19 protein-coding genes are annotated in these 18956 nt (G+C 44.2%); 7 read left to right on the top strand and 12 right to left on the bottom strand.

The features are described 5' to 3' along the window. The first annotated feature begins 142 nt into the window (after nucleotides 1-142). From NST58_RS05990 to NST58_RS05975, 4 genes are all read left to right on the top strand, one after another. A complete protein-coding gene (locus NST58_RS05990) occupies nucleotides 143-790 on the top strand; it encodes a hypothetical protein (RefSeq protein ID WP_076129541.1) in 648 nt (215 codons plus the stop codon). A 12-nt stretch (nucleotides 791-802) separates the two neighbouring features. Beyond that, complete coding sequence (locus NST58_RS05985) at nucleotides 803-1114, top strand: hypothetical protein (RefSeq protein WP_076129542.1); 312 nt, start codon at nucleotides 803-805, stop codon at nucleotides 1112-1114. 103 nt (nucleotides 1115-1217) lie between these two features. After that, the gene (locus NST58_RS05980; protein ID WP_339246722.1) at nucleotides 1218-2351 is read left to right on the top strand and encodes a copper amine oxidase N-terminal domain-containing protein; all 1134 of its coding nucleotides are present in this window, start codon (nucleotides 1218-1220) and stop codon (nucleotides 2349-2351) included. After that, on the top strand, nucleotides 2348-3130 hold the full coding sequence (locus NST58_RS05975; protein WP_339246719.1) for a TatD family hydrolase: 783 nt from the start codon (nucleotides 2348-2350) through the stop codon (nucleotides 3128-3130). Before NST58_RS05980 ends, NST58_RS05975 begins: the two co-directional genes overlap by 4 nt. 661 nt (nucleotides 3131-3791) lie before the next feature. On the opposite strand, the gene NST58_RS05970 is transcribed toward NST58_RS05975, so the two are convergent. From NST58_RS05970 to NST58_RS05955, 4 genes are all read right to left on the bottom strand, one after another. Next, on the bottom strand, nucleotides 3792-4358 hold the full coding sequence (locus NST58_RS05970) for a histidine phosphatase family protein (protein ID WP_339171836.1): 567 nt from the start codon (nucleotides 4356-4358) through the stop codon (nucleotides 3792-3794). A gap of 639 nt (nucleotides 4359-4997) precedes the next feature. Next, a complete protein-coding gene (locus NST58_RS05965; protein WP_339246717.1) occupies nucleotides 4998-6299 on the bottom strand; it encodes an MFS transporter in 1302 nt (433 codons plus the stop codon). An 85-nt stretch (nucleotides 6300-6384) separates the two neighbouring features. Next, complete coding sequence (locus NST58_RS05960) at nucleotides 6385-7536, bottom strand: winged helix-turn-helix domain-containing protein (protein WP_081393669.1); 1152 nt, start codon at nucleotides 7534-7536, stop codon at nucleotides 6385-6387. A gap of 148 nt (nucleotides 7537-7684) precedes the next feature. Then, a complete protein-coding gene (locus NST58_RS05955; protein WP_339246714.1) occupies nucleotides 7685-8401 on the bottom strand; it encodes a DUF4309 domain-containing protein in 717 nt (238 codons plus the stop codon). A 552-nt stretch (nucleotides 8402-8953) separates the two neighbouring features. Here NST58_RS05955 and NST58_RS05950 point away from each other — a divergent pair. The 3 genes from NST58_RS05950 to NST58_RS05940 are packed head-to-tail and all read left to right on the top strand — an operon-like array spanning nucleotide 8954 to nucleotide 12097. Next, complete coding sequence (locus tag NST58_RS05950) at nucleotides 8954-9481, top strand: sigma-70 family RNA polymerase sigma factor (protein WP_339246711.1); 528 nt, start codon at nucleotides 8954-8956, stop codon at nucleotides 9479-9481. Beyond that, nucleotides 9478-9816, top strand: coding sequence for a hypothetical protein (locus tag NST58_RS05945; protein WP_076307400.1), 339 nt, complete (start codon nucleotides 9478-9480; stop codon nucleotides 9814-9816). Before NST58_RS05950 ends, NST58_RS05945 begins: the two co-directional genes overlap by 4 nt. After that, the gene (locus tag NST58_RS05940; protein WP_339246707.1) at nucleotides 9806-12097 is read left to right on the top strand and encodes a carboxypeptidase-like regulatory domain-containing protein; all 2292 of its coding nucleotides are present in this window, start codon (nucleotides 9806-9808) and stop codon (nucleotides 12095-12097) included. Before NST58_RS05945 ends, NST58_RS05940 begins: the two co-directional genes overlap by 11 nt. A gap of 77 nt (nucleotides 12098-12174) precedes the next feature. On the opposite strand, the gene NST58_RS05935 is transcribed toward NST58_RS05940, so the two are convergent. From NST58_RS05935 to NST58_RS05900, 8 genes are all read right to left on the bottom strand, one after another. Beyond that, on the bottom strand, nucleotides 12175-12984 hold the full coding sequence (locus tag NST58_RS05935) for an SDR family oxidoreductase (RefSeq protein ID WP_076129551.1): 810 nt from the start codon (nucleotides 12982-12984) through the stop codon (nucleotides 12175-12177). Between the two features lie 46 nt (nucleotides 12985-13030). Further along, the gene (locus tag NST58_RS05930; RefSeq protein ID WP_036680418.1) at nucleotides 13031-13465 is read right to left on the bottom strand and encodes a MarR family transcriptional regulator; all 435 of its coding nucleotides are present in this window, start codon (nucleotides 13463-13465) and stop codon (nucleotides 13031-13033) included. A gap of 117 nt (nucleotides 13466-13582) precedes the next feature. Beyond that, the gene (locus tag NST58_RS05925; RefSeq protein WP_076145486.1) at nucleotides 13583-14122 is read right to left on the bottom strand and encodes an RDD family protein; all 540 of its coding nucleotides are present in this window, start codon (nucleotides 14120-14122) and stop codon (nucleotides 13583-13585) included. A 35-nt stretch (nucleotides 14123-14157) separates the two neighbouring features. Continuing rightward, nucleotides 14158-14661, bottom strand: coding sequence for a hypothetical protein (locus NST58_RS05920; protein WP_339246703.1), 504 nt, complete (start codon nucleotides 14659-14661; stop codon nucleotides 14158-14160). Nucleotides 14662-14688: 27 nt separating this feature from the next. Further along, complete coding sequence (locus NST58_RS05915; protein WP_143763941.1) at nucleotides 14689-14988, bottom strand: hypothetical protein; 300 nt, start codon at nucleotides 14986-14988, stop codon at nucleotides 14689-14691. 147 nt (nucleotides 14989-15135) lie between these two features. Then, nucleotides 15136-16986 (bottom strand): ABC-F family ATP-binding cassette domain-containing protein, encoded by a 1851-nt coding sequence (locus NST58_RS05910; RefSeq protein ID WP_339246700.1) that lies wholly within the window; start codon nucleotides 16984-16986, stop codon nucleotides 15136-15138. A gap of 378 nt (nucleotides 16987-17364) precedes the next feature. Further along, nucleotides 17365-18276, bottom strand: coding sequence for a L,D-transpeptidase family protein (locus NST58_RS05905; protein ID WP_076129557.1), 912 nt, complete (start codon nucleotides 18274-18276; stop codon nucleotides 17365-17367). Nucleotides 18277-18745: 469 nt separating this feature from the next. Then, the gene (locus NST58_RS05900; RefSeq protein ID WP_339246697.1) at nucleotides 18746-18877 is read right to left on the bottom strand and encodes a hypothetical protein; all 132 of its coding nucleotides are present in this window, start codon (nucleotides 18875-18877) and stop codon (nucleotides 18746-18748) included. Nucleotides 18878-18956 lie beyond the last annotated feature (79 nt).

Raw genomic sequence — 18956 nt, 5'->3', positions numbered from 1 at the left:
ACTCTTTTCTATAAACACTGTCTGTCAGGAAACTGACGGCAGTGTTTTTTTAGCTTTAACTCCCAAATTATTATATTGACTATATATTATAATGAATATATATTTTAATCATTAAAATATATTTCGAAGGACGGTACTGTAAATGTCCAATAATAACAATACTTATGAACGTACTGACATGATCGATCCACCATTGAAGGTAAGAGGTTCGCAGTTTGTTCGAGAGAATATTAATGCGGTCACGGTTGATGTGTTTGGCCACTTAAGTACCAAAGGGAGCGTCTCGACTTCTAAACTCAAAGTATCTGGTGACTGTACAATTGGGGGCAATTGTAAGGCCAATCAGGTAAACAATCTAGGGAGTCTGCGCGTTCAAAATATCCAAGCAGATAATCTCCGCTCTTCTGGATACATGTCCGTAGCAGAAAATGCTGCAGCGGGGACTTTTTATGCTGAAGGTGCTGTGAAGATAAACAGACTAACTGCAGATTCATCGATTGAGATCCGTTTAGGCAATAGAAGCACTGTCGAGGTTATGAGAGCTGACGGTAACATTATCGTTAAACCCTCTTCCAAGTTGATTAATGCGCTGATGCACCCTTTTCGAAAACTTACCTGCACAACAATTGAAGGAACTAACATAACGTTATACCGGACGACAGCTGACCTTGTGTGCGGTGAAGAAATCATCGTCGGACCGGGTTGTACCATTGGGGAAATCCGCTATAGCAAAAGTCTGACGGTGGATCTTAAGTCGCAAGTTGACCGAACTGTATTTTTAAACCCATAAAGGAGAGTTTACATGGAAAAAAGCACTCATTTGTCAGGAGCCACTGTGCTCAAAAACATCGCCAAAGGAGCCATCATCTTATTCTGTGTACCAATCCTTAGTGTCTGGGCCGTGGGGAGTGTTGTCTGTGCAATCATTGCACCTATCGGTGGTGTACTAGGTATTGTTGGCATCCAAGGAATAGGACTAAATGCCTTTCCAGATTATGATTTACCGAACATTCTCAGCCTTCCAATCGGTCTCTGCCTCTCCTTACTTTTGTTCATTTCTTTCTATTACACTCGTCGTTTATTGCGTGGATGCCTGCATTTTATTAAAAACTAGCGAACTGTAACAAGCTTGTATTCTCTTTGTTAATAGAAAGTGACCTACAACGCGCTGTTTTATTCTATACTTAAGGGGACTGGACTTTATCCTGGAGGTAATTATGAATAAAATCATCGCTATCGGAGCTATCACGCTCTTTTTGGCCGGATGCGGAGCATCGGCAACCATAGATATGGATACAACAATGGCTATTAACCAAACACAAGCTACTTCAGCACCACTGAAACTAATCGTCGACGGTGAAGCCGTTCTTCCTACCCTCTCCCCTTTTTTCCTAGATGATAAGGTCTATGTACCTGCAAAAGTATTAATGGAATACTACACCTCAGAACAAAAATGGGATAATAACTTAAAGACCTTAACCATCTCTGACGGAAGCAGCAGTTATGTTCTGACGCCGGACAATGAGTATATGCAAGCTGACGGATATCAAACCTCACTTGAAGGACCAGCTATTCTACGAAACGGTATTTTATATATTCCAGCCGATTCCTTAAACTCTCTGTCTGGTGCCACTGCGCAGCTGAATGCAGCTGAAACTGAAGTATTAATAACATCAGGGGATGTTAGTACTACCGTCAGAACACCCAGCGAACCTCTTGCTATTGCTACAGAAAATGACCAAGTGAAGCTGTATGCTGCCCTTAAAGATGGCGGTACCTATGAGGGATTTGTTGTAGAGGTGAACGGTAACAAGCATACATTTGATTGGGAAGCACCCAGACTCCTAAGTTACCCTCCTGAGATTCATTATGCCGACGTCGATCAGGATGGGCAGGAAGAAATCGTTGTCATTCTGTGGCTCGGAACAGGTACGGGCATGTCCATGCAAGAGCTTCACGTGATTAAGCCTAACCAGTGGGAAGAAGTCACTGTCCCTTCTGCAGATAAAGCTGCCTCCGCATTGGTTACGTCAAAAATTTCTAATGAAAAAGGGGACGCCCTGATTCAAATTCAAGTTAAAGGCTCAACTCCATCCATGGTGACTTTGCGATATCCAGATCGTGCTGAGGATGGCAATCTAGGCGAACAAGCCGGCATTGGTGCTGTTACTCACTACATAGTGGAAGAGGGCAAGCTGAAGGCGGAAACAAATGTTTATATTGGATTTCTGGAGAGTATTGGCACACTAACTTTTGCCTACAAACCGGGAAAAGCTGGAATGGAACCCGACTCTATTCGCTTTGAGGTTCATGAGGAATTAGCTTCTTACGTGGAGGGTGAACAGTTATGATTGATGCCCATATACATTTAGAGCAATATGAACCTGAAGTTGCCGAACAAATACTGAGTGAACTGCCTGACATGGGAATTAAAGCCCTTATCGCTGTCTCTATGAACTTGGACTCTTGTATACGCACCCAAAGACTTGCAGCCATAAATCCCGGCGTGGTCCGTCCAGCTTATGGCTTTCATCCAGAGCAACCCTTGCCGCAGGATGCTGAGCTGGCTGCTCTACTGAAATGGATCGAGAGTCAATCTAGTGAGGATTATATTGCTGTGGGGGAAATCGGGCTACCTTACTATTCGCGTGCTGAAGCCTTAGAACGTGGCGAAACCTTTGATATGGAGCCCTATATTGAGCTGCTGGATCAGTTGCTTGGGTTAGCTTCCCGTCTCAATAAACCTGTGGTGCTGCATGCTGTCTATGAAGATGCGCTTATTGCTTGTGATCTCCTGGAGAAACATAACATACAGCATGCCCACTTCCACTGGTTCAAAGGTCCGGAAGAAGCCATTGCCCGCATGATGAAGAACGGCTACTATATCTCCTTCACCCCGGATATCCTGTATGAGCCGGAGATACAGGCGCTTGCCCGCCGTTATCCCCCAGAGCTAGTCATGGCTGAAACCGATGGTCCTTGGCCGTTCGAAGGACCTTTTGCAGGGAAAATCACCCATCCGTCTATGATTCGGGAAGTCGCCGCTGCTTGGGGAGCGCTCCATGGTTACACTCCCGGCGAAGCGGAAGAGTTACTGACTGCGAATACTAAGCGATTTTATAGCTTGTAGATGCTCTATAGCTTGTTGATAGGTCTATAGATTATAGATAAAACTATAGCTTGTAGATAGATATATAGCTTATAGATAGATCTATTCTAGGAGTAGAGGAAAGTCAGGGCCTTAGCTAGCCTAGCCTAACGCCAGACCAACATTATGAATAAACACAGCTTGGCTTGTGAATCCGTATTTTTCATAGTGGAAGTACTGGTCACAAGCCGACCTTACTTAATCCAGATCCCCTTACCGATTTTCGTTTAATTCGGTAATATTTTCGCGTACATATTTTTGCGTATGCATTTACGTGTACGTAGTTTACGCGTACTTATTTATCTGTACGTATTTACGTGTACGTAGTTTACGCGCTTATTTACCTATACGTAGTTACACGTACCCATTTACATGTATGTATTTCACGTACGTATTTACGCGTGTGAAGCTGCTATCGGACACAGCTGACCTTATATGCAGCAATTCCCCACTTTTGGGATGAGAACGGACCCCAGAGTCGCTATTGGTATAAAAAATACCCAATAAGGTGTTATTTTTAAGGTATAACGACGCTGGAGTCCGAAACCTTGCTCCAAAGGCTAATAATCTGCGAATAATGTCATCTGGGTCCGTAAGTCTCAGGTTGATGATGCTCGAGGTGCCTGTAGGCAGCCCCCAATAATCATAACCGCTCCACACCCACTAACGTTCCGCCTGTGAACTCCATTTTATAAATATCCGGCTTTGTGGTTTGAAGTAAAAAATTCAGATCATATTTGGCATCAAAATAGTTCATCATAAGCGTCATGACTGCACCGTGAGTTCCAATAGCAACCTTTTGACCGCTGTGATTACTAAGAATTTCTGCCAGTACACTAACTGAACGCATCTGACACGCATGAATGGATTCCCCACCAACTGGGACAAAATCCGGCTCTTCAAACATTTTTGCAAGTAATGGATACAGCTCCTGATCAGACATAATCTTATTTCCGTCCGAGAAATGGATTTCCCTCAGATCTTCAACACTTTGAATCTCTGCTCCTAACTCCTGCGCCAATCCGGAAATCGTATGTATAGCCCGAAGGTATGGACTTGAATAGAAGACTTGAATTCCTTCCAGACGTAATTTTTCCGTTATCTTGCGGGCATCTGCCTCCCCTTTCGCGGTTAGTCCGCGAGTCCTTTCAGTTCCTCCGGGCAGTTTGGGCGACTCACCGTGCCTCACCATATAAATAAAAGTAGCCATCCTTTCCCTCCTTTACCTCTACAAATTCTAATGTTCTAGCCAATCTCCTCTACACACTAAAAAAGCCCTTACGGACGAGAAACTGTCCTATCGGGCTAGGTAATATTGTAACTTATAACGTTTCGTGCAGCAGTTGCTTTAGATCACAAAGTTATAACTTATTGAGAAGTCACTTATCAAGATGATACAGAAGTCACTTACTGAGAAATCACTTATTGAGAAGTCACATATTAAGGCAACTATGACTATAGAGACTCTTAATTGCACTATATACAACTATTAAGCGTAAAAAGAGAACTCCTGAGCAAATAAGTGTACTCTGTGCAGCTAAAAATCATCTTTCCTAGACTAAAAGGGAGAAAATCAAATAATAACTGCACAAAGTACAACTAAATCCCAGTTCGATCGCTGAAAGGGAATTTAACTGCACATTCTGCAACTAAATGCTAGGGAGTCACGCTAGGTTGTATTTGCCACTCAAGCTTTCTAGTCCCGCCAGGGATCGGCTAGGGAGTCACGCTAGATTGACTCTGCCACTCAAACTTCCTAGTCTCGCTAAAGATCGGCTAGTTTCTCTCTCCCACTCAAGCTTTCTAGTACGGCTAGGAAGTCACGCTAGCTAGACTAGCGTGCTACCTGCTAGCTACCCTCCATCACCTCAACCGTCCTAGCCTTCTCCGCAGAGCTATCGCTCTTCTCTTTCTGCGCGGGCCACAGTACGCGCCCGAATGCGATGCCCAGCACACCAATCAGAGCGATTACGATGCCAAAATTCAAAAAGATACGGCTAGGCCCAGCGGCCTGAACCATCATTCCGCCAAGGAGTGGAGCGCCAATCATAACTCCGCTAAGAATGGTACTCTGAATACCGAATACACGCCCTGTCATGTGCGGGGGGGTTTCTTTTTGCAGACAATAATTGAACGTGATAATAAAAATTCCGTTCCCAATACCTAGTAAGAACCCTAATAGCAATACAGAAATACTGGAAGCTCCTGGCTGAAGCAGTCCAAGTCCCCCGACCGATAAACCCATCAGCACATAACCCGTTCCAAGCTTCCAGCCATAACCTGTTCCGCGATTCATTTTGTTCATGACCATAATGATGAATACAGCACCACCTCCGGATGCCGCCACGAGCCAGCCCAGTAAAGATTCATTAGAAGGTGCAAGTACCCTGAATAGACTGGTGAATTGAAAATCAATCATCTGAATAGCCATTGAACAGACTATGCCAAACAGCATGGTATTTAACAGCAACCTACTATGCAGCATAAAGCTCCAGCCTTCTTTCCACATCGTGCGTAGAGCAACACGCTCCTCTTGATCCCCCTTACCTTCTGTGCGAACTTGTTCTACATCACTTTTCTTAACTGTAAGTAGAAGCAAATAGGAACAGCCTCTAAGGCAAGCATTGATTAATATACACCACTGTGGCGTAAGAACAGACAACGCGAAGCCGCCCAGTAAAGGTCCCGCGATTTTCGAGCCTTGATTCACAAGCCCATTAAGCGAGGTGGCTTGGAGCAGCTGATCTTCTCTAACCATACTACGGGTCATCGACTGCTGAGCAGGCACGTTTAACGTAGAAATGGCAGCACGCAACATCAGTAATGGGAGCAACCACACCATACTGGGTGCAAATAATACGAATACGGTTAACAGTGCCGTAAGCAGATCACACATTCGCATCAGCTTCAGCTTGTTCAGTCGGTCAGCCACTACCCCTGCGAACGAGCCCAGCAAAATCCCCGGCAAAGCTATGGAGACCGGAATCAAAGCCAGCATTAGCGGGCTGGCCTGCCAGCGGTACCCTACGAGTACCTGAATCGCTAAGGCATCGAACCAATCCCCAAAGGTAGCCGTCGCATATGCGCTGTACACACGCATATACACCTTGTTCTTAAGCAGGCTCGTGCCTGCTTGTGTTGAAGCATTCATTAAACATTCCTCCAAATTACAATTAAGAACTTATTAGCATGACCTTAATGTAATGGAGAATTGTCAGAGAATTATCAGGGGGCAGTCAGGGGGCAGTCACAAGGTTCGTAAGCACGGTATCCAAGGATTGTTCTAACCGATGGAACCCCCGCTCTTCCTTCTCTCGTTCAAATAAATTCACATATTTGCGATACAAAGCTGGCTTGGGTGGAAACTCGTTACAAAAATGAACTATTCGATACAATGCATATATCCGCATCGGCACGAACCCTGACATCTCAAGCACCTGAAGTGCCTCATCCAACAGTTGCTCGGCTTCACGCCAAGACTTACGCCGTAGAAACCACAAGCCCCTTGTAACTTTATAACTACCGATCTCACGCAAATAAGGTTTCTCCAGCAAAAGCGCTTCAATGTCTGTTGCCATCCGTTCTATTACGTGATCTTCTGTTCCCATCCACAAGTGTGCAAGCATTTCTGAGGTCGCCGTAATAGGAATGAAACTCTCATACCCCGGCTCTTTAATCACTTCATATGTTAGCTTTAGTCGTTCCAATGCTTTTTCCGGTTGCCCAGCCAGTATGTACAAATCCAGAATATTAAGGATCTCCACTTCTCGATGCTGAGGCGGCAAAAGAATCTTTTTCTCAAGGACTAACTCGCAGAACTCTAGTTTTTTCTTAGGATCACCCAATAGAACATAACAGATTAATAAGGAATAAAACCGTTCCTCTATCCCCACCTCGGTTGTGTTCAGCAGCCAATCCAAATCTCCCTGTACAAAATGAATATAGATCGAATAAAACGGATCCATCGCATACCCCAAAACATCCTGTTGGCGCGCGAGGATTAACATCGAGCGACCTTGGCCATATAGGTGATATTTCTTGAATACTTCCCGCATCGTCTTTTGCATCTCTAAGTCATATGTAGTCGGATTGGCCATAGCAGCTGAGGGCTCCTGCATAGTCAGACTATAACCAAATCCCCGAACAGTCTTAATATCTAAGTCTTGAAGCTTGCCTAGCTTTTTACGAAGCCGATAAATATGATCATCTACCGTTCGCTCTACCGGATATTCAAGCGGCCATACTTTATCTAACAGTTGTTCTCGACTGAATGTACGCCCTCTATTTTTGTACAAGAACTGAAAAAGCGTAAATTCTTTTGGGAATAATTCTATCGTTATCCCTTCTGCGGTCACTTTATATTCACTTTCATTTAATTCCAGCTGCATGATAGAACCTCACTTTCCCCGAACCCGCTCATTGGTTTCATTATAACAGTCCGTCCAAGGCCTACTCCACCTCAAAAAAGAACATACAAAAAGAGCAACCCACAGATTCCTCTGCATGATTGCTCTCTCCTCTTCTAACCCATGCCACTTACCCAGCCATATTGTTAAAAGAATCCTGTTCACTAAATACGGATATGTGATCTACTGTACCGGTCGAGCTTGGAATAATAAATTTCAGCTGGTATTGGTCATTGGCTTGATAGGTGTAAATCTTATCCTCTCCGTTCACTTTGGTATCGTCAGGCTTACCGAGTGTTGCCTCAATTTGCTTCAGCGTCAGCTTTTGCAGCGCGGAATCACTTGAACGAACATCGAAGATTAAACTTCCTTTATTAAATCCAAACACGACATGTCTGTCAGTGTAGGTAGCATAAATACCTTTTCCCGCTGACTCTTGTTGATCAGGTTTGCCCCAATCCGCTTCGACCTCATCAATGAGTCCGGTATGAGCGGCATATTTTACACCAGGCACCTTCCCTTTTTTGGCAAGCTCGAATAACTCTTTAAGCTGTTTGTCGCTATTTTGTGAATTTGAGCTGGTTGAATCTTTATCAGTCTCCGTAGGGGAGGAAGTCGCTGCTGGTGCAGTTTCTGGTGCAGTTTCTGGTGCAGTTTCTGGTGCAGTTGCTGCTGGGGTGCTTGCTGGGCTCACTTCCGGCTCAGAGGTTGCTGTTACAGCCGTTTCTGTTGGGGCCGTTGCCTGGGATTCTGAATTCCCCGCCTCATTGTTCGAACTGCATCCAGCAAGCCCAATCATTCCTGTGAGCAGGATTGAGCAAGCAATTAATTTTATCTGTACTGACATGATGTCATCTCCTTAGTAGATTACCTTAAAGTCGTCTTGCAAAAAAATGAAACTGAACATACAGACGAGGTGAAAATCAAATAGTTGCAGGATAGCGGCAATACTTCTGGCTAACCCTCTTTTACCCATATCTACAAATATAAATTCATAAACACTCTATTTTTCTACATAAAACCCTTTTTTCCGACACCTAACTCAAGTAAGTTTCTCTTTAAAATCTCCACATAACTCCATTTAACTATAAACTCGTGAACTCATAAGCTCATAAACTCATGAACCATATGACCTTAGACGTCATTCCCTGCCTCGAAGGTTTCATTGCAGAACGTACAATAGAAAGGAGATAATCCTGCTTAAAAAGCAATCCATTGCATTCTGTGCAATAGATTCCAACAGTAAACCCATATCCGGCGTTCCTGCGTCCTTCTGAGTACACGAACTGTAATGCGACATTTGTTGAAGAATTTTCCATTCAAACGCAACCTTAATCCTCCAAGCCGCATCTTATTAGTAAAGGGAGGGGAGCTGCATCTGAATATTATAGAGAGAATTGTGGCAAAAGATGAGTCAGCTCTCCGCCTGTTAATGGACGAATATGGAGATATGCTGCTGCGAACCGCTTCTTTACTGCTTAAAGATAGACAAAGTGCCGAAGAAGCGGTACAAGATACTTTTATTCAAGCTTATACCAAAATGAGTCAGTTAAAGGAGCCGGACCGGCTGAAGGCATGGCTGATACGGATAGTGGTCAATCGCTGTCGCATGAGGCAACGGACTTGGAGCTGGCGTAATATTTTCCCGGCGGGAGGGTCAGAGCTGCAAACTAACGAAGATGCTGACTTCACAGCCGGAGCGGAAGAGCTTTTTATGGTGGAATGGCATAATGTCAGGCTCGCCGAGTCCATGAGAAATCTTGATTATCTATACCGGGAATGTCTGACTTTATATTACTTTCATGAAATGAATATCCGGGAAATTTCCGAGCAATTAAATACTTCTGAAAATACGATCAAATCCAGACTCGCCAGAGGCCGGACGCTCTTAAAAAAGATTTTGGTGAAGGAGGGACATTTCTTATGAATACAGAACGCGATACGGTCAAAAAGCAGCTGGATGAAGAATTAAAGAACCTCCAGTTCACTGGACACGACCGGGTCATTAAGCAGACTCACCCTCCAACCTTTGGAGCCCGTTTATTGGCGCTGTGGAATAAAGAAATTGAGATCCCTGTCAAACCTATAGGTGCGATCGGTGCCATAATTCTAATCGTTTCGCTGACCCTGCATCAGCCAGAGATTAAACAGCAGCCACAACAAAATACCCCGCAACGTGTAAACCGAGAACTAATCGAAGCTGGAGGCAATACGTATTGGAAGGATATCTACGAGCAGGCGGTGAAAAAACATGAGAATTAAGATAAAAATCAAACATCTGGTGTTATTCGTGTTGCTCCCTGCCTCCCTGCTTATTCTTCTGTTTAACTTCTTACCTTCACAGAGGCAGATAGATCAGAGCACAGCTATTCAATCTAACATAGCTAGAACTGATCTTCTGCAAAAGCTGGCATCCACAACCGGGAGTAAACGTATGGAGCTAATCCGCACAAACATCCTTGATAAGGATCACAGCTATGATCCCTACAGATATGACGTTAATGTCAGTCCTTCGATGAGCCAGTGGAGTAATGATGAAACCCAGCGTTCCGGTTTATTACCGGAGGACATAGTACCTTTACTTGAGGAATATATCCTTGAGGGGCCTTCGGATAATACACGTATATTTGCGGCTAAGCAGTTAGCTTATGAATATGATGCTCTTGGCCGAAAGGAAGATGGAGATCAAGCGCTAATCACCGCAGCGAAACCGTTAAACAGCAGCTCCTCTGTAGCTAAACAGCTGGAGCTCCTTCGAGCGGAGCGAGCCCTAAATAGTGGCGATATAACAACCGCTGAAACAATTCTTGAACAAACCCCCTTTCCATCCGAGTCTCAGGAAGAGCTAAACGCACAAAAGGCATGGCTTACCGGGCGTTTACTCTTTACAAAAGGCGAAGCGCAGGAAGCACTTGCCGTAGTAAACGATGGCTTGGAGAGCTACAAAAAATTCTGGCAGGATATTCATAAACAAATGAACGCTGCCACCAGCAGTTCGAACGAAGGCTCCAGAGACAATACAGGATCAGCAGCAGCACCAGAAGCTGGGACTTCGGATACTGAAAGACAGCTGGAATCGCTTCGAACCGCAATTCAGTCTGCTATAGATATGGGAAATACCTCAACTGCTGTCGTCTCCGGTACCCTTACACGAAGCGATGGCACCCCAGTTCCGCGGGCAGGTATTTTTCTCCGCGCTGAAAGCGAAGTTAACCATAGCATCACTTCTGCTGAACCCTACCGAATCGTCACAGATACTGAAGGACGTTTCGAATTTCACGGTGTGATTCCGGGCTTTTATCAGTTACAGCTTGGACTTGGCTATGATCAGATCGACGGCTGGACTTGGCCTGTACAATATGACGATTGGATTGAAGTTAAACCAGATGACAGGTTGAATGAGAGCATAGCTCTACAACCTCTGCTTGAGCTGCAGTCTCCCATTAATCAGGAAACCCTAACAGGCAAGACCATAGATTTCCGCTGGAAAGCTGTTGAAGGAGCAGCTTACTATCGTTTAAGCGGTGGCGGGGAGGGGGCCGTGTTGGGCGTACAAATTCGGGATCGTATTGTAGATAACCATATCTCCATTCCTGTAGAAGAACTTTACGATGGCAGCGGTTTTTCCTATGGCAGCAGTGGAGATGGCTGGGAATCTATTGACCCCCTCTCCCTTCTCGGATTTATGAATCCCGAAGTGCGCTTTTCTTGGAATATTGAAGCCTTAGATGCTGATGGACACCTGATTACCCGCAGTAATGGCTACAGATTGAACGAAGACACCGTCGGCAATCTGCCGTTCTTTTATCTCAAGGAAAGAGAGCTTACTGCGGCTGACCAACTCTTACTGGATAAGAAACCGGATCAGGCACTAGAAATGTACCAAAAAAATATTGCCGATGACCCACAGGATGTTCATGCCCTGCACATGCTAGTAAAGTTGATGCTGGCAAAATCATCCCTCACAAAGGATACAACATTAGAAGATAAGGCGATTCCCTTACTCGAAAAGCTAATACAACTACAGCCTTCTACTAATTATGCCTTCACATTATCGCAGTACTATTTTGACCATGCGGACTGGAAGTCGTATAACGAATATTATTCCTACTACAACGAACTAAACGGACCCAATACTAACGGTTATGTACTTTCTATTAACGCTACAGCCCTCATGCAACAAGGGAAGCTTGAAGAAGCTCGTAAACAATTCGCGATCGCCCTAAAGTATGATGATAGCCATCGTTTTATTGGCAGCTTTTTGGCGGCAGAATTATACGCTGGTGAATCACTCTCTTCGGTAATGACACTTGCTGAGCGTTATCCTGAACTCAGCTTTGGTCATAGTGGGTATCGCTGGCCACGAATGATTAAACAACTGTTAGCGGAACAAAAGAATCAACCTAAAGTCTTTGACCAAGAGTTAAAAGAGAAGCTTGAATGGTACGTGAACGGTCAGACCGATGTGCTGAAGCAATGGATTGCAAGTGCCAAACCCTCTGCTCTGAAGACCTTTATGCAGGAGGTTTTAGAGGTACGCTAATTCATTAAAATAAACAAAAATCCGGTCCCGCTCGACAAATTCGAGCATGGACCGGATTTTTAATTACGCGTAGTCTTTTATTTAGATTTAGCTTCCATCATATAATTCTGGAAATCCGTGATACTTGGGTTAGACATATAGTGGCCACCCTCTACTTCAATCGTTTGGCCTGTGATGAATTTGGATTCATCCGATGCCAGGAACAAAACCGTATTGCCGATATCATCAGCTTCACCGTGATAAGGAAGCGCGTTGAATTTTTGGAAAATATCCAATACCGCTGGCGGCATATTTCTTGCTGCCGCAGGTGTCAGGATCAGCCCTGGTGCCACCCCGTTACAACGGATTTTGTCTTTACCATATTGTGTAGCGATGTAACGAGTAAGGTTCACAACAGCTGCCTTAGAGGAGCCATAAGCAGTACGCAATGAATCCCCTGCGAATGCTGACATCGAAGCTGTGTTAATGATCGAGCCTCCGCCCGCTTTAATCATATGAGGAATAGCAAACCGGCTGCCTAACAGAACACTTTTGGTATTTACGTTCATCAGGCGATCCCACTCTTCCAAATCTATATTGACCACATCAAGGTCTTTTTGCAGATTAGTTAGACCTACATTATTAAACAATATTGTGATGGTGCCATACTGAGCAACTGTGAAGTCAACAGCTTCCTTGATCGAATCCGCTTGGGAGGCATCTAAGAAAAGACCTTCAGCTTCTCCGCCTTCATTTTTAATCTTAGATGCTGCTTCTTTGGCTGCTTCCACATTAAAATCGGCAATAACAACCTTTGCTCCTTCTCTAGCTAATAGAGTGGCAGCTGATAAGCCAATACCTGAAGCGCCTCCAGTTACTAATGCAACTTTACCTTGAACTCTTCCCATGTTCATACCCCTTTATAATGTTATTGTGCTTCTAAGATGACTTGGTTTATGTTTCAGAGCTATCAAAGCTCGTTAACAACTTCTCATAGATTTTCAAGAATTGCTGCAGTTCCTCCTCATTGAGCTTTTGGAACATTTCAGCTCTTAGCTCCTGTCCCTTAAGCTGTGCTTCCTTCAAAACGTCTTTTCCTTTGTCCGTGATAGATAGAAGTACATTCCGTCGATCATCTTCGTTATATTTTCGCTCGGCCATCCCCTGCTTAATCAGGCGATTAGCAATGTTAGTCATTGCTCCCGGCGTATATCCTAGTCTCTTAGCCAAAATAGTCTGCTTCAAGGGGCCTTTTTTATTCAATTCGCCCAAGACTAGAACTGGAGATATCCCAATATTGTGATCAAATGCGTTCATCCATCGGACAATAACTTCATTCGTAAATAATTCAACTGCATGTATTAGCTTAAAAATATCTGGATTTTCCAAGAGGTTCTCCTTTGGCATTCATGATGATCGGCTGCTTATAGAAGTATTTTAACACTAAAATATTTAATAGTAAAATATCTAATATTAAAAAAAAGAATGCTTGGTGAAAAGCATTCTTCAAATTGCGGATTTCTCAACAACATAAGTGCCAGCCAGCAAATCGTGAATCGCACGTTTACGGCGATGTAATCCAACCAACAAGTAATCCACCAGCATGATTGGACCCAGGATTTGAGTGAGGTCAAAAGCCAAATCCGACCATAAGGATAATTTGGCGGAAATAACGGTAAAGTCATAGCTGCTGACCGCAATTACCATTGAAAGAATCATACTAATCATTCGGAAAACATTTCGAATCAGAGCTTCCTTCACTGTAGGGTAATTCCCTTGCTCATTGACAATTTTTATTTTTAAAATCAGCTTCCCTGGAGTTCCGCCAAATCTAACGATCATAAAGATATCAAATGCGATAAACAAAATGTACTCCAGGATAATAGGTATCTCCGAGTGTAATGAAACAGCTAATGAATTGAGTATCAAGTATACGATAACCCCAGGTATTCCAATGACCAGGAAATCAAGAATGGAAGCCAGCACTCTTTTCCAAAAGCCTATAAAATTCTCCTGATCCAAATGCTCGGGTAGAATGTTATCCATGCAAGCACTCCTCTCTCTATCATTTACTTTGTCGCTCAATCCCTATTTAACAATCCCTTCCTCAGATGCTCTTGGATAATGGACTCCAGCTCTTTGTTATTTTTCACAATTACCCGTTTATCAGACAGAGTATCCGTTAACTCTATAATCCTATGTGCGGCCTCCTGATCATATCCACGGTTCCATTCAAAAATCATCACATACAGATTCTTAAATGACTGCTTGTAATTCGCTTGCTCTAAACCCAGTCTTGTTTTTATAAACCTTGTAAACACTCTCAAATCCCTGATCACTTTATTAGGATTCAAAATAACGATTAAGTCAGCAGCTTTAAAACTCTCTTGTCCCCATTTGTAATGTGCGCCTTCCAGAATCCATGAGGGTTTATCAAGGATTTCCTCCAATTGGGCATCTCTTGCTTCAACTGAAAAGCGCAAATTCTCGGCACTTCTGTCCCATACCAAGTTGTCAGTCTCGTAATACTCTACACCGTATTTTTTAGATACTCCCGGGCGATATAGGATTTGCCGCTGCCGCAAGCTCCAATGATTCTAATCTTCATAAGCTCAGCCTAGCCCTATCGGCAGGATTATTAGTCCTATAGAAATTACGGTGATTATTCTTGTGGTGAGGAGCGTTAGCTTTTGATTCTTCTCTGATTTATACCAGCCTTTAAACTGAAAATGATTCCGGTACAGCATAAAAAATAACAATAAATTCCCGAGTCCCATACTCCAGTTATACACGGGCTGACCAAATATCAATTGATAGATCAATCTTTCTGCCCAACCCAAAACTAATAAAGTCAGCACAAGCAATATACATAATCGAAGTAATTCCAATATAAAAGAGCCCAATTTCAGCAATTCTGCAACCATCCTCTCAAGGTTTCTTTATCGCTAAAAAAATCCACATTCCTCCAAATTATACACCTTACACCTTACGACTCCTACCTAAAAACACAACCTGCCCAAGATAAATTTATCCTGAGCAAGGTTGTGTTTTTTATCAGCTTAGGAGGATAAGGGTTTCCCCTCGCCCCTTAGTTCCTGTATTTGTCGCTGCAAATTAACGATTTCCGCCACTAGCGCTGCATTCTCCGCCTCAGAATCCACACTGCTACTCTGAATCAGCTGATTCAGACGCAGCTGCAGGAGGGCAAGGTCATCCTCCCGAGCCTGTTCTATACCAGTAAGCAGACGGGTTCTGTCTTTTTCGAAGTATTCAGCATACGTTCCTTGAAAAAACTTTGGTGCCTGAGACGGCTCTAATATCACCAAGCGATTAGCCACTTTAGAGTGAAGATAACGGTCATGCGAGACCATTACTAACCCGCCGGGATACACCATAAGTGCCTCTTCTACTCGTTCCCTAGTATCAATGTCCAGATAATTAGTGGGTTCATCTAAGACCAATAGATTTGCTTTTCCAAAATACAACTTGAGGAAAGCCACACGGCATTTCTCCCCCAGACTCAAATCCCCAATCCGTTTAAATACATCGTCCCGCGTAAATAAAAAGCAACCCAGAATCGTCCGCGCCTCCGTCTGGGTCATTCCCGGCAGTTCAAGCAAGCTATCCAGAATCGTAGAGTTCATTTCTAAGTTATCTAGCTCTTGTGCAAAATAACCGATTGTCGTCCGTGGATGCAGCCGCACTTCACCTTTTGTAGGCTTATTGATCCCTGCAATCAATTTCAGCAGCGTAGACTTTCCAACACCATTAGGACCCAGAATAGACAGTCGGTCTCCCCGGTTTAGCGACAAACTGAAATCCCTAAGAAAAGGCGCACTCCCCTCATAGGCAAACTCTATCTCACGGAGTGTCAGTAAAGAATCTGCCAGAAACTCTTCGCTTTCCAGCTTCATCTTCAGCTTGCCAGTCTCATGGGGCAATTCTACACGGTTCTTATTTAACCGTTCCAGCGCAGCTTCCTTGGCATGGAAACGAGACACATTTTTCTTGGATTTCGAACGCAGAAAATCATTTTGTCCGGCAGCACGATGCGCTTGCTGGAACCATTCTGCATACCGCCTAATGCTCTCCAGCAGCTTCTCCTTTTCTTGCTCCTGCTTTTTATATTGTCCCTCCAATGTTCTCAGCTCTATAGTCTTCTGCTCCCGGTACTGTGTATATCCACCCGAATAACGCCGGCATCCCTCCGGACTAAGCTCCAGCACAGACGTCGCAGTTCGATCAATAAATGTACGATCATGTGATACATAAAACACGGTTCCAGGGTAGGTGCACACCCAATGCTCCAACCACTCCATCGTTTCTCCATCTATGTGATTGGTCGGTTCATCCAGAATCAATAGCTTGGGCTGCCGGGCTAATAATGCTGCTAATTGCACCCGTGTCTTTTGCCCTCCACTAAGTGAGGCGTATGGCAAATCCCAGACTGCATGTTCAAGCTTGAGCTGCTTTAGACTTTTTTCCGCTTTGACCTCCCAGCCATATCCATCAAGCTGCAAGTAACGATCGTACACCTCTGCATATTCAGCCAATTCAGCTTCGTTATCAGCTTTCTGCTCCTGCAGTCTCTGACTGAGGGCTTCCAGCTGGCGTTTTAATTCAGGCAGCTGTGCTGACCCTGAAAGAACGTAGTCCAATGCGGTTACTTCCCCCGGTACCTCAAGCTGTTGATCGAGCACACCCCATTCTTCAGATGGCAAACCATGATAGATACTTCCCTCTTCAAAAGTAAGGCGACCGATCAGCCCCTTAAGCAGTGTGGTTTTGCCAATCCCGTTTCGTCCGAATAAAAGCACGCGCTCTCCCTCAGCTATCTCAAAGGATACCTCCTTAAATAAAGGGATCCCATTCCATTCCTTACGTAAATTCTTCACTTTAATTACAGTCATCTTTCATTCCTCCGATTTCATTGCAAATAAAAAACCGCAGCCAACGGTCTGCGGTCGAATAGCGTATGAAGGGGGAATGTGCCCAGACATGGATAAACTACGGCTGTGTTCACCTGCTGGATGCAGAGTAAACCAACACAATAGATAGAACTATCCATATAAAAGCATCGTAAGACCCCCGACCGACACACGTATCCCTGACCGTTATCACCCTGCGCGGGTGCTCCGTGACTTGTGCATATGCACTTCACAAACTTTATGGTCTGTTTCAGGAAACGTGTTAGTTATTCATCAGTCGGTGGCCCTCCATAATTGTCCGTATTTTAGAATAAGTACAGTATATAACAATTTAAATCAGAAATAAAAGGCCAAGAACAATTATAACTTAATCTTTACCACCTGAGTCTGCGCATTCCACTGCACCTGAACAGCGAATAAATCAGGTAAGATACTCAGCGGAATTAGTAATCGGTTATTTTCGTTGCGTGACGGTAAAATCGTAATGGATTTCCCATTCACAATAGCCTTATTGGATAATGGCTTATGTGTCACCGTACGATTGCCGATCGTAATTATCAGTGCTCCTGTCCCCGCTTCACTCTGCAAAGTACCACCCAGTAAGGCCACGGATTCTCTCAGCGGAACAAACACACGGGAATTTTCCAATATAAAAGGATCCTTCAGCTTTGTTGTCGTCCCATTGATCTCAAAAGTTCCCGCAAACTTATTACTTCCCACAGAGTACCCGTTTTTAGTTGCAATATTCTCCATAGCCAGTGTGCTCGTTGTAATGATAACTCGAGTATTCTTGGCTACTTTTGGATACAGCCAATGAATATCATCATTATGCATTCGAATACAACCGGCGCTAACGTACTTCCCTATCGATGACTCATTATTATTGCCGTGAATCGCATACGTCGTGCCATAGGTCCCGTTCACTTCCAGCCCCAGCCAGCGGTCGCCAAGCGGATTTGCCGGATCCCCACCGGGAATTTTCTCTTTGTAGTAGGGTCTGTTTTTTACTTTAACCACCATTTTGAAGCTACCTTCTGGCGTCAGTTCCTTCGACTTTCCTGTGGCAACCGGAAAAGTCTTCACCAGCTTGCCGTCACTGAAATACGCGAGTTTGTTTGTTTTTTTGTTCACGATGATCAGATCTGAGCCAGCAGCTTCCACCCTTCCAACTCCTGTAAAGCAAGCAGCGAACAAAAGTCCAAATACAAGCATCAGTTTAATATTCCGCTGTAAAAAAGTTTGAAACCGGCCTCCCGAAAAGCATAAATTCATCTTGCTCCACCTCCGTTATATAAAGACGAAATCATTTCAAATATGTTGCGTACCAGCCTGTACCTATTCTTTTCAACTCGTCCACTCCCGCTTGACGCAGAGATTGCAATACTGTAACCAGTGAATGCATGACAAAAAGCCGATCTTTAGATACGCAAAGATCAGCATGCGCATAAACACATAAGTTGCGGACTCCAGAGACCCTATTTGCAACTATTGCGCTGTTTTGGGATGTTTTCGGACTCCAGCGCAGTTATTTGCTCAAAACACCTCGAATTCCTTGCTCTTCACGACCAATAACGTCTCTCGGGTCCGAAACTCGCTCCATAAACCCTAAAACACGCGAATAGCTGCATCTGAGTCCTTAGCACAGTTTTGCCTTGTTCTTTCCTATGTCTCTATCATTTCTGCCCTATGTCTCATACATTTCTGCGTCTGCTCATTTGCCCGTTACCGTTAGCACAGTTACCTACCACATCTCCACCACATCTCCACCACATCTCCACCACATCTCCACCACATCTCCACCACGCTCCTGACGCTCCAGCCCTAAACTAACTGCGCTGCACATTTGCCCGTATCCCATTCTCCCGAAGCTCAACGCACCAGCCCCCAAACTAACTACGATTTACCGTTGAAAATAGCTAGCGCATCAGCGCATAAGTCGCGGACTCCAGAGA

This window comes from Paenibacillus sp. FSL R10-2796 (assembly GCF_037965315.1).
GTDB lineage: Bacteria > Bacillota > Bacilli > Paenibacillales > Paenibacillaceae > Paenibacillus_AQ > Paenibacillus_AQ odorifer.
The sequence above is the reverse complement of the archived record's forward strand: the minus strand, read 5'-3'. Positions and strand labels throughout refer to the sequence as shown.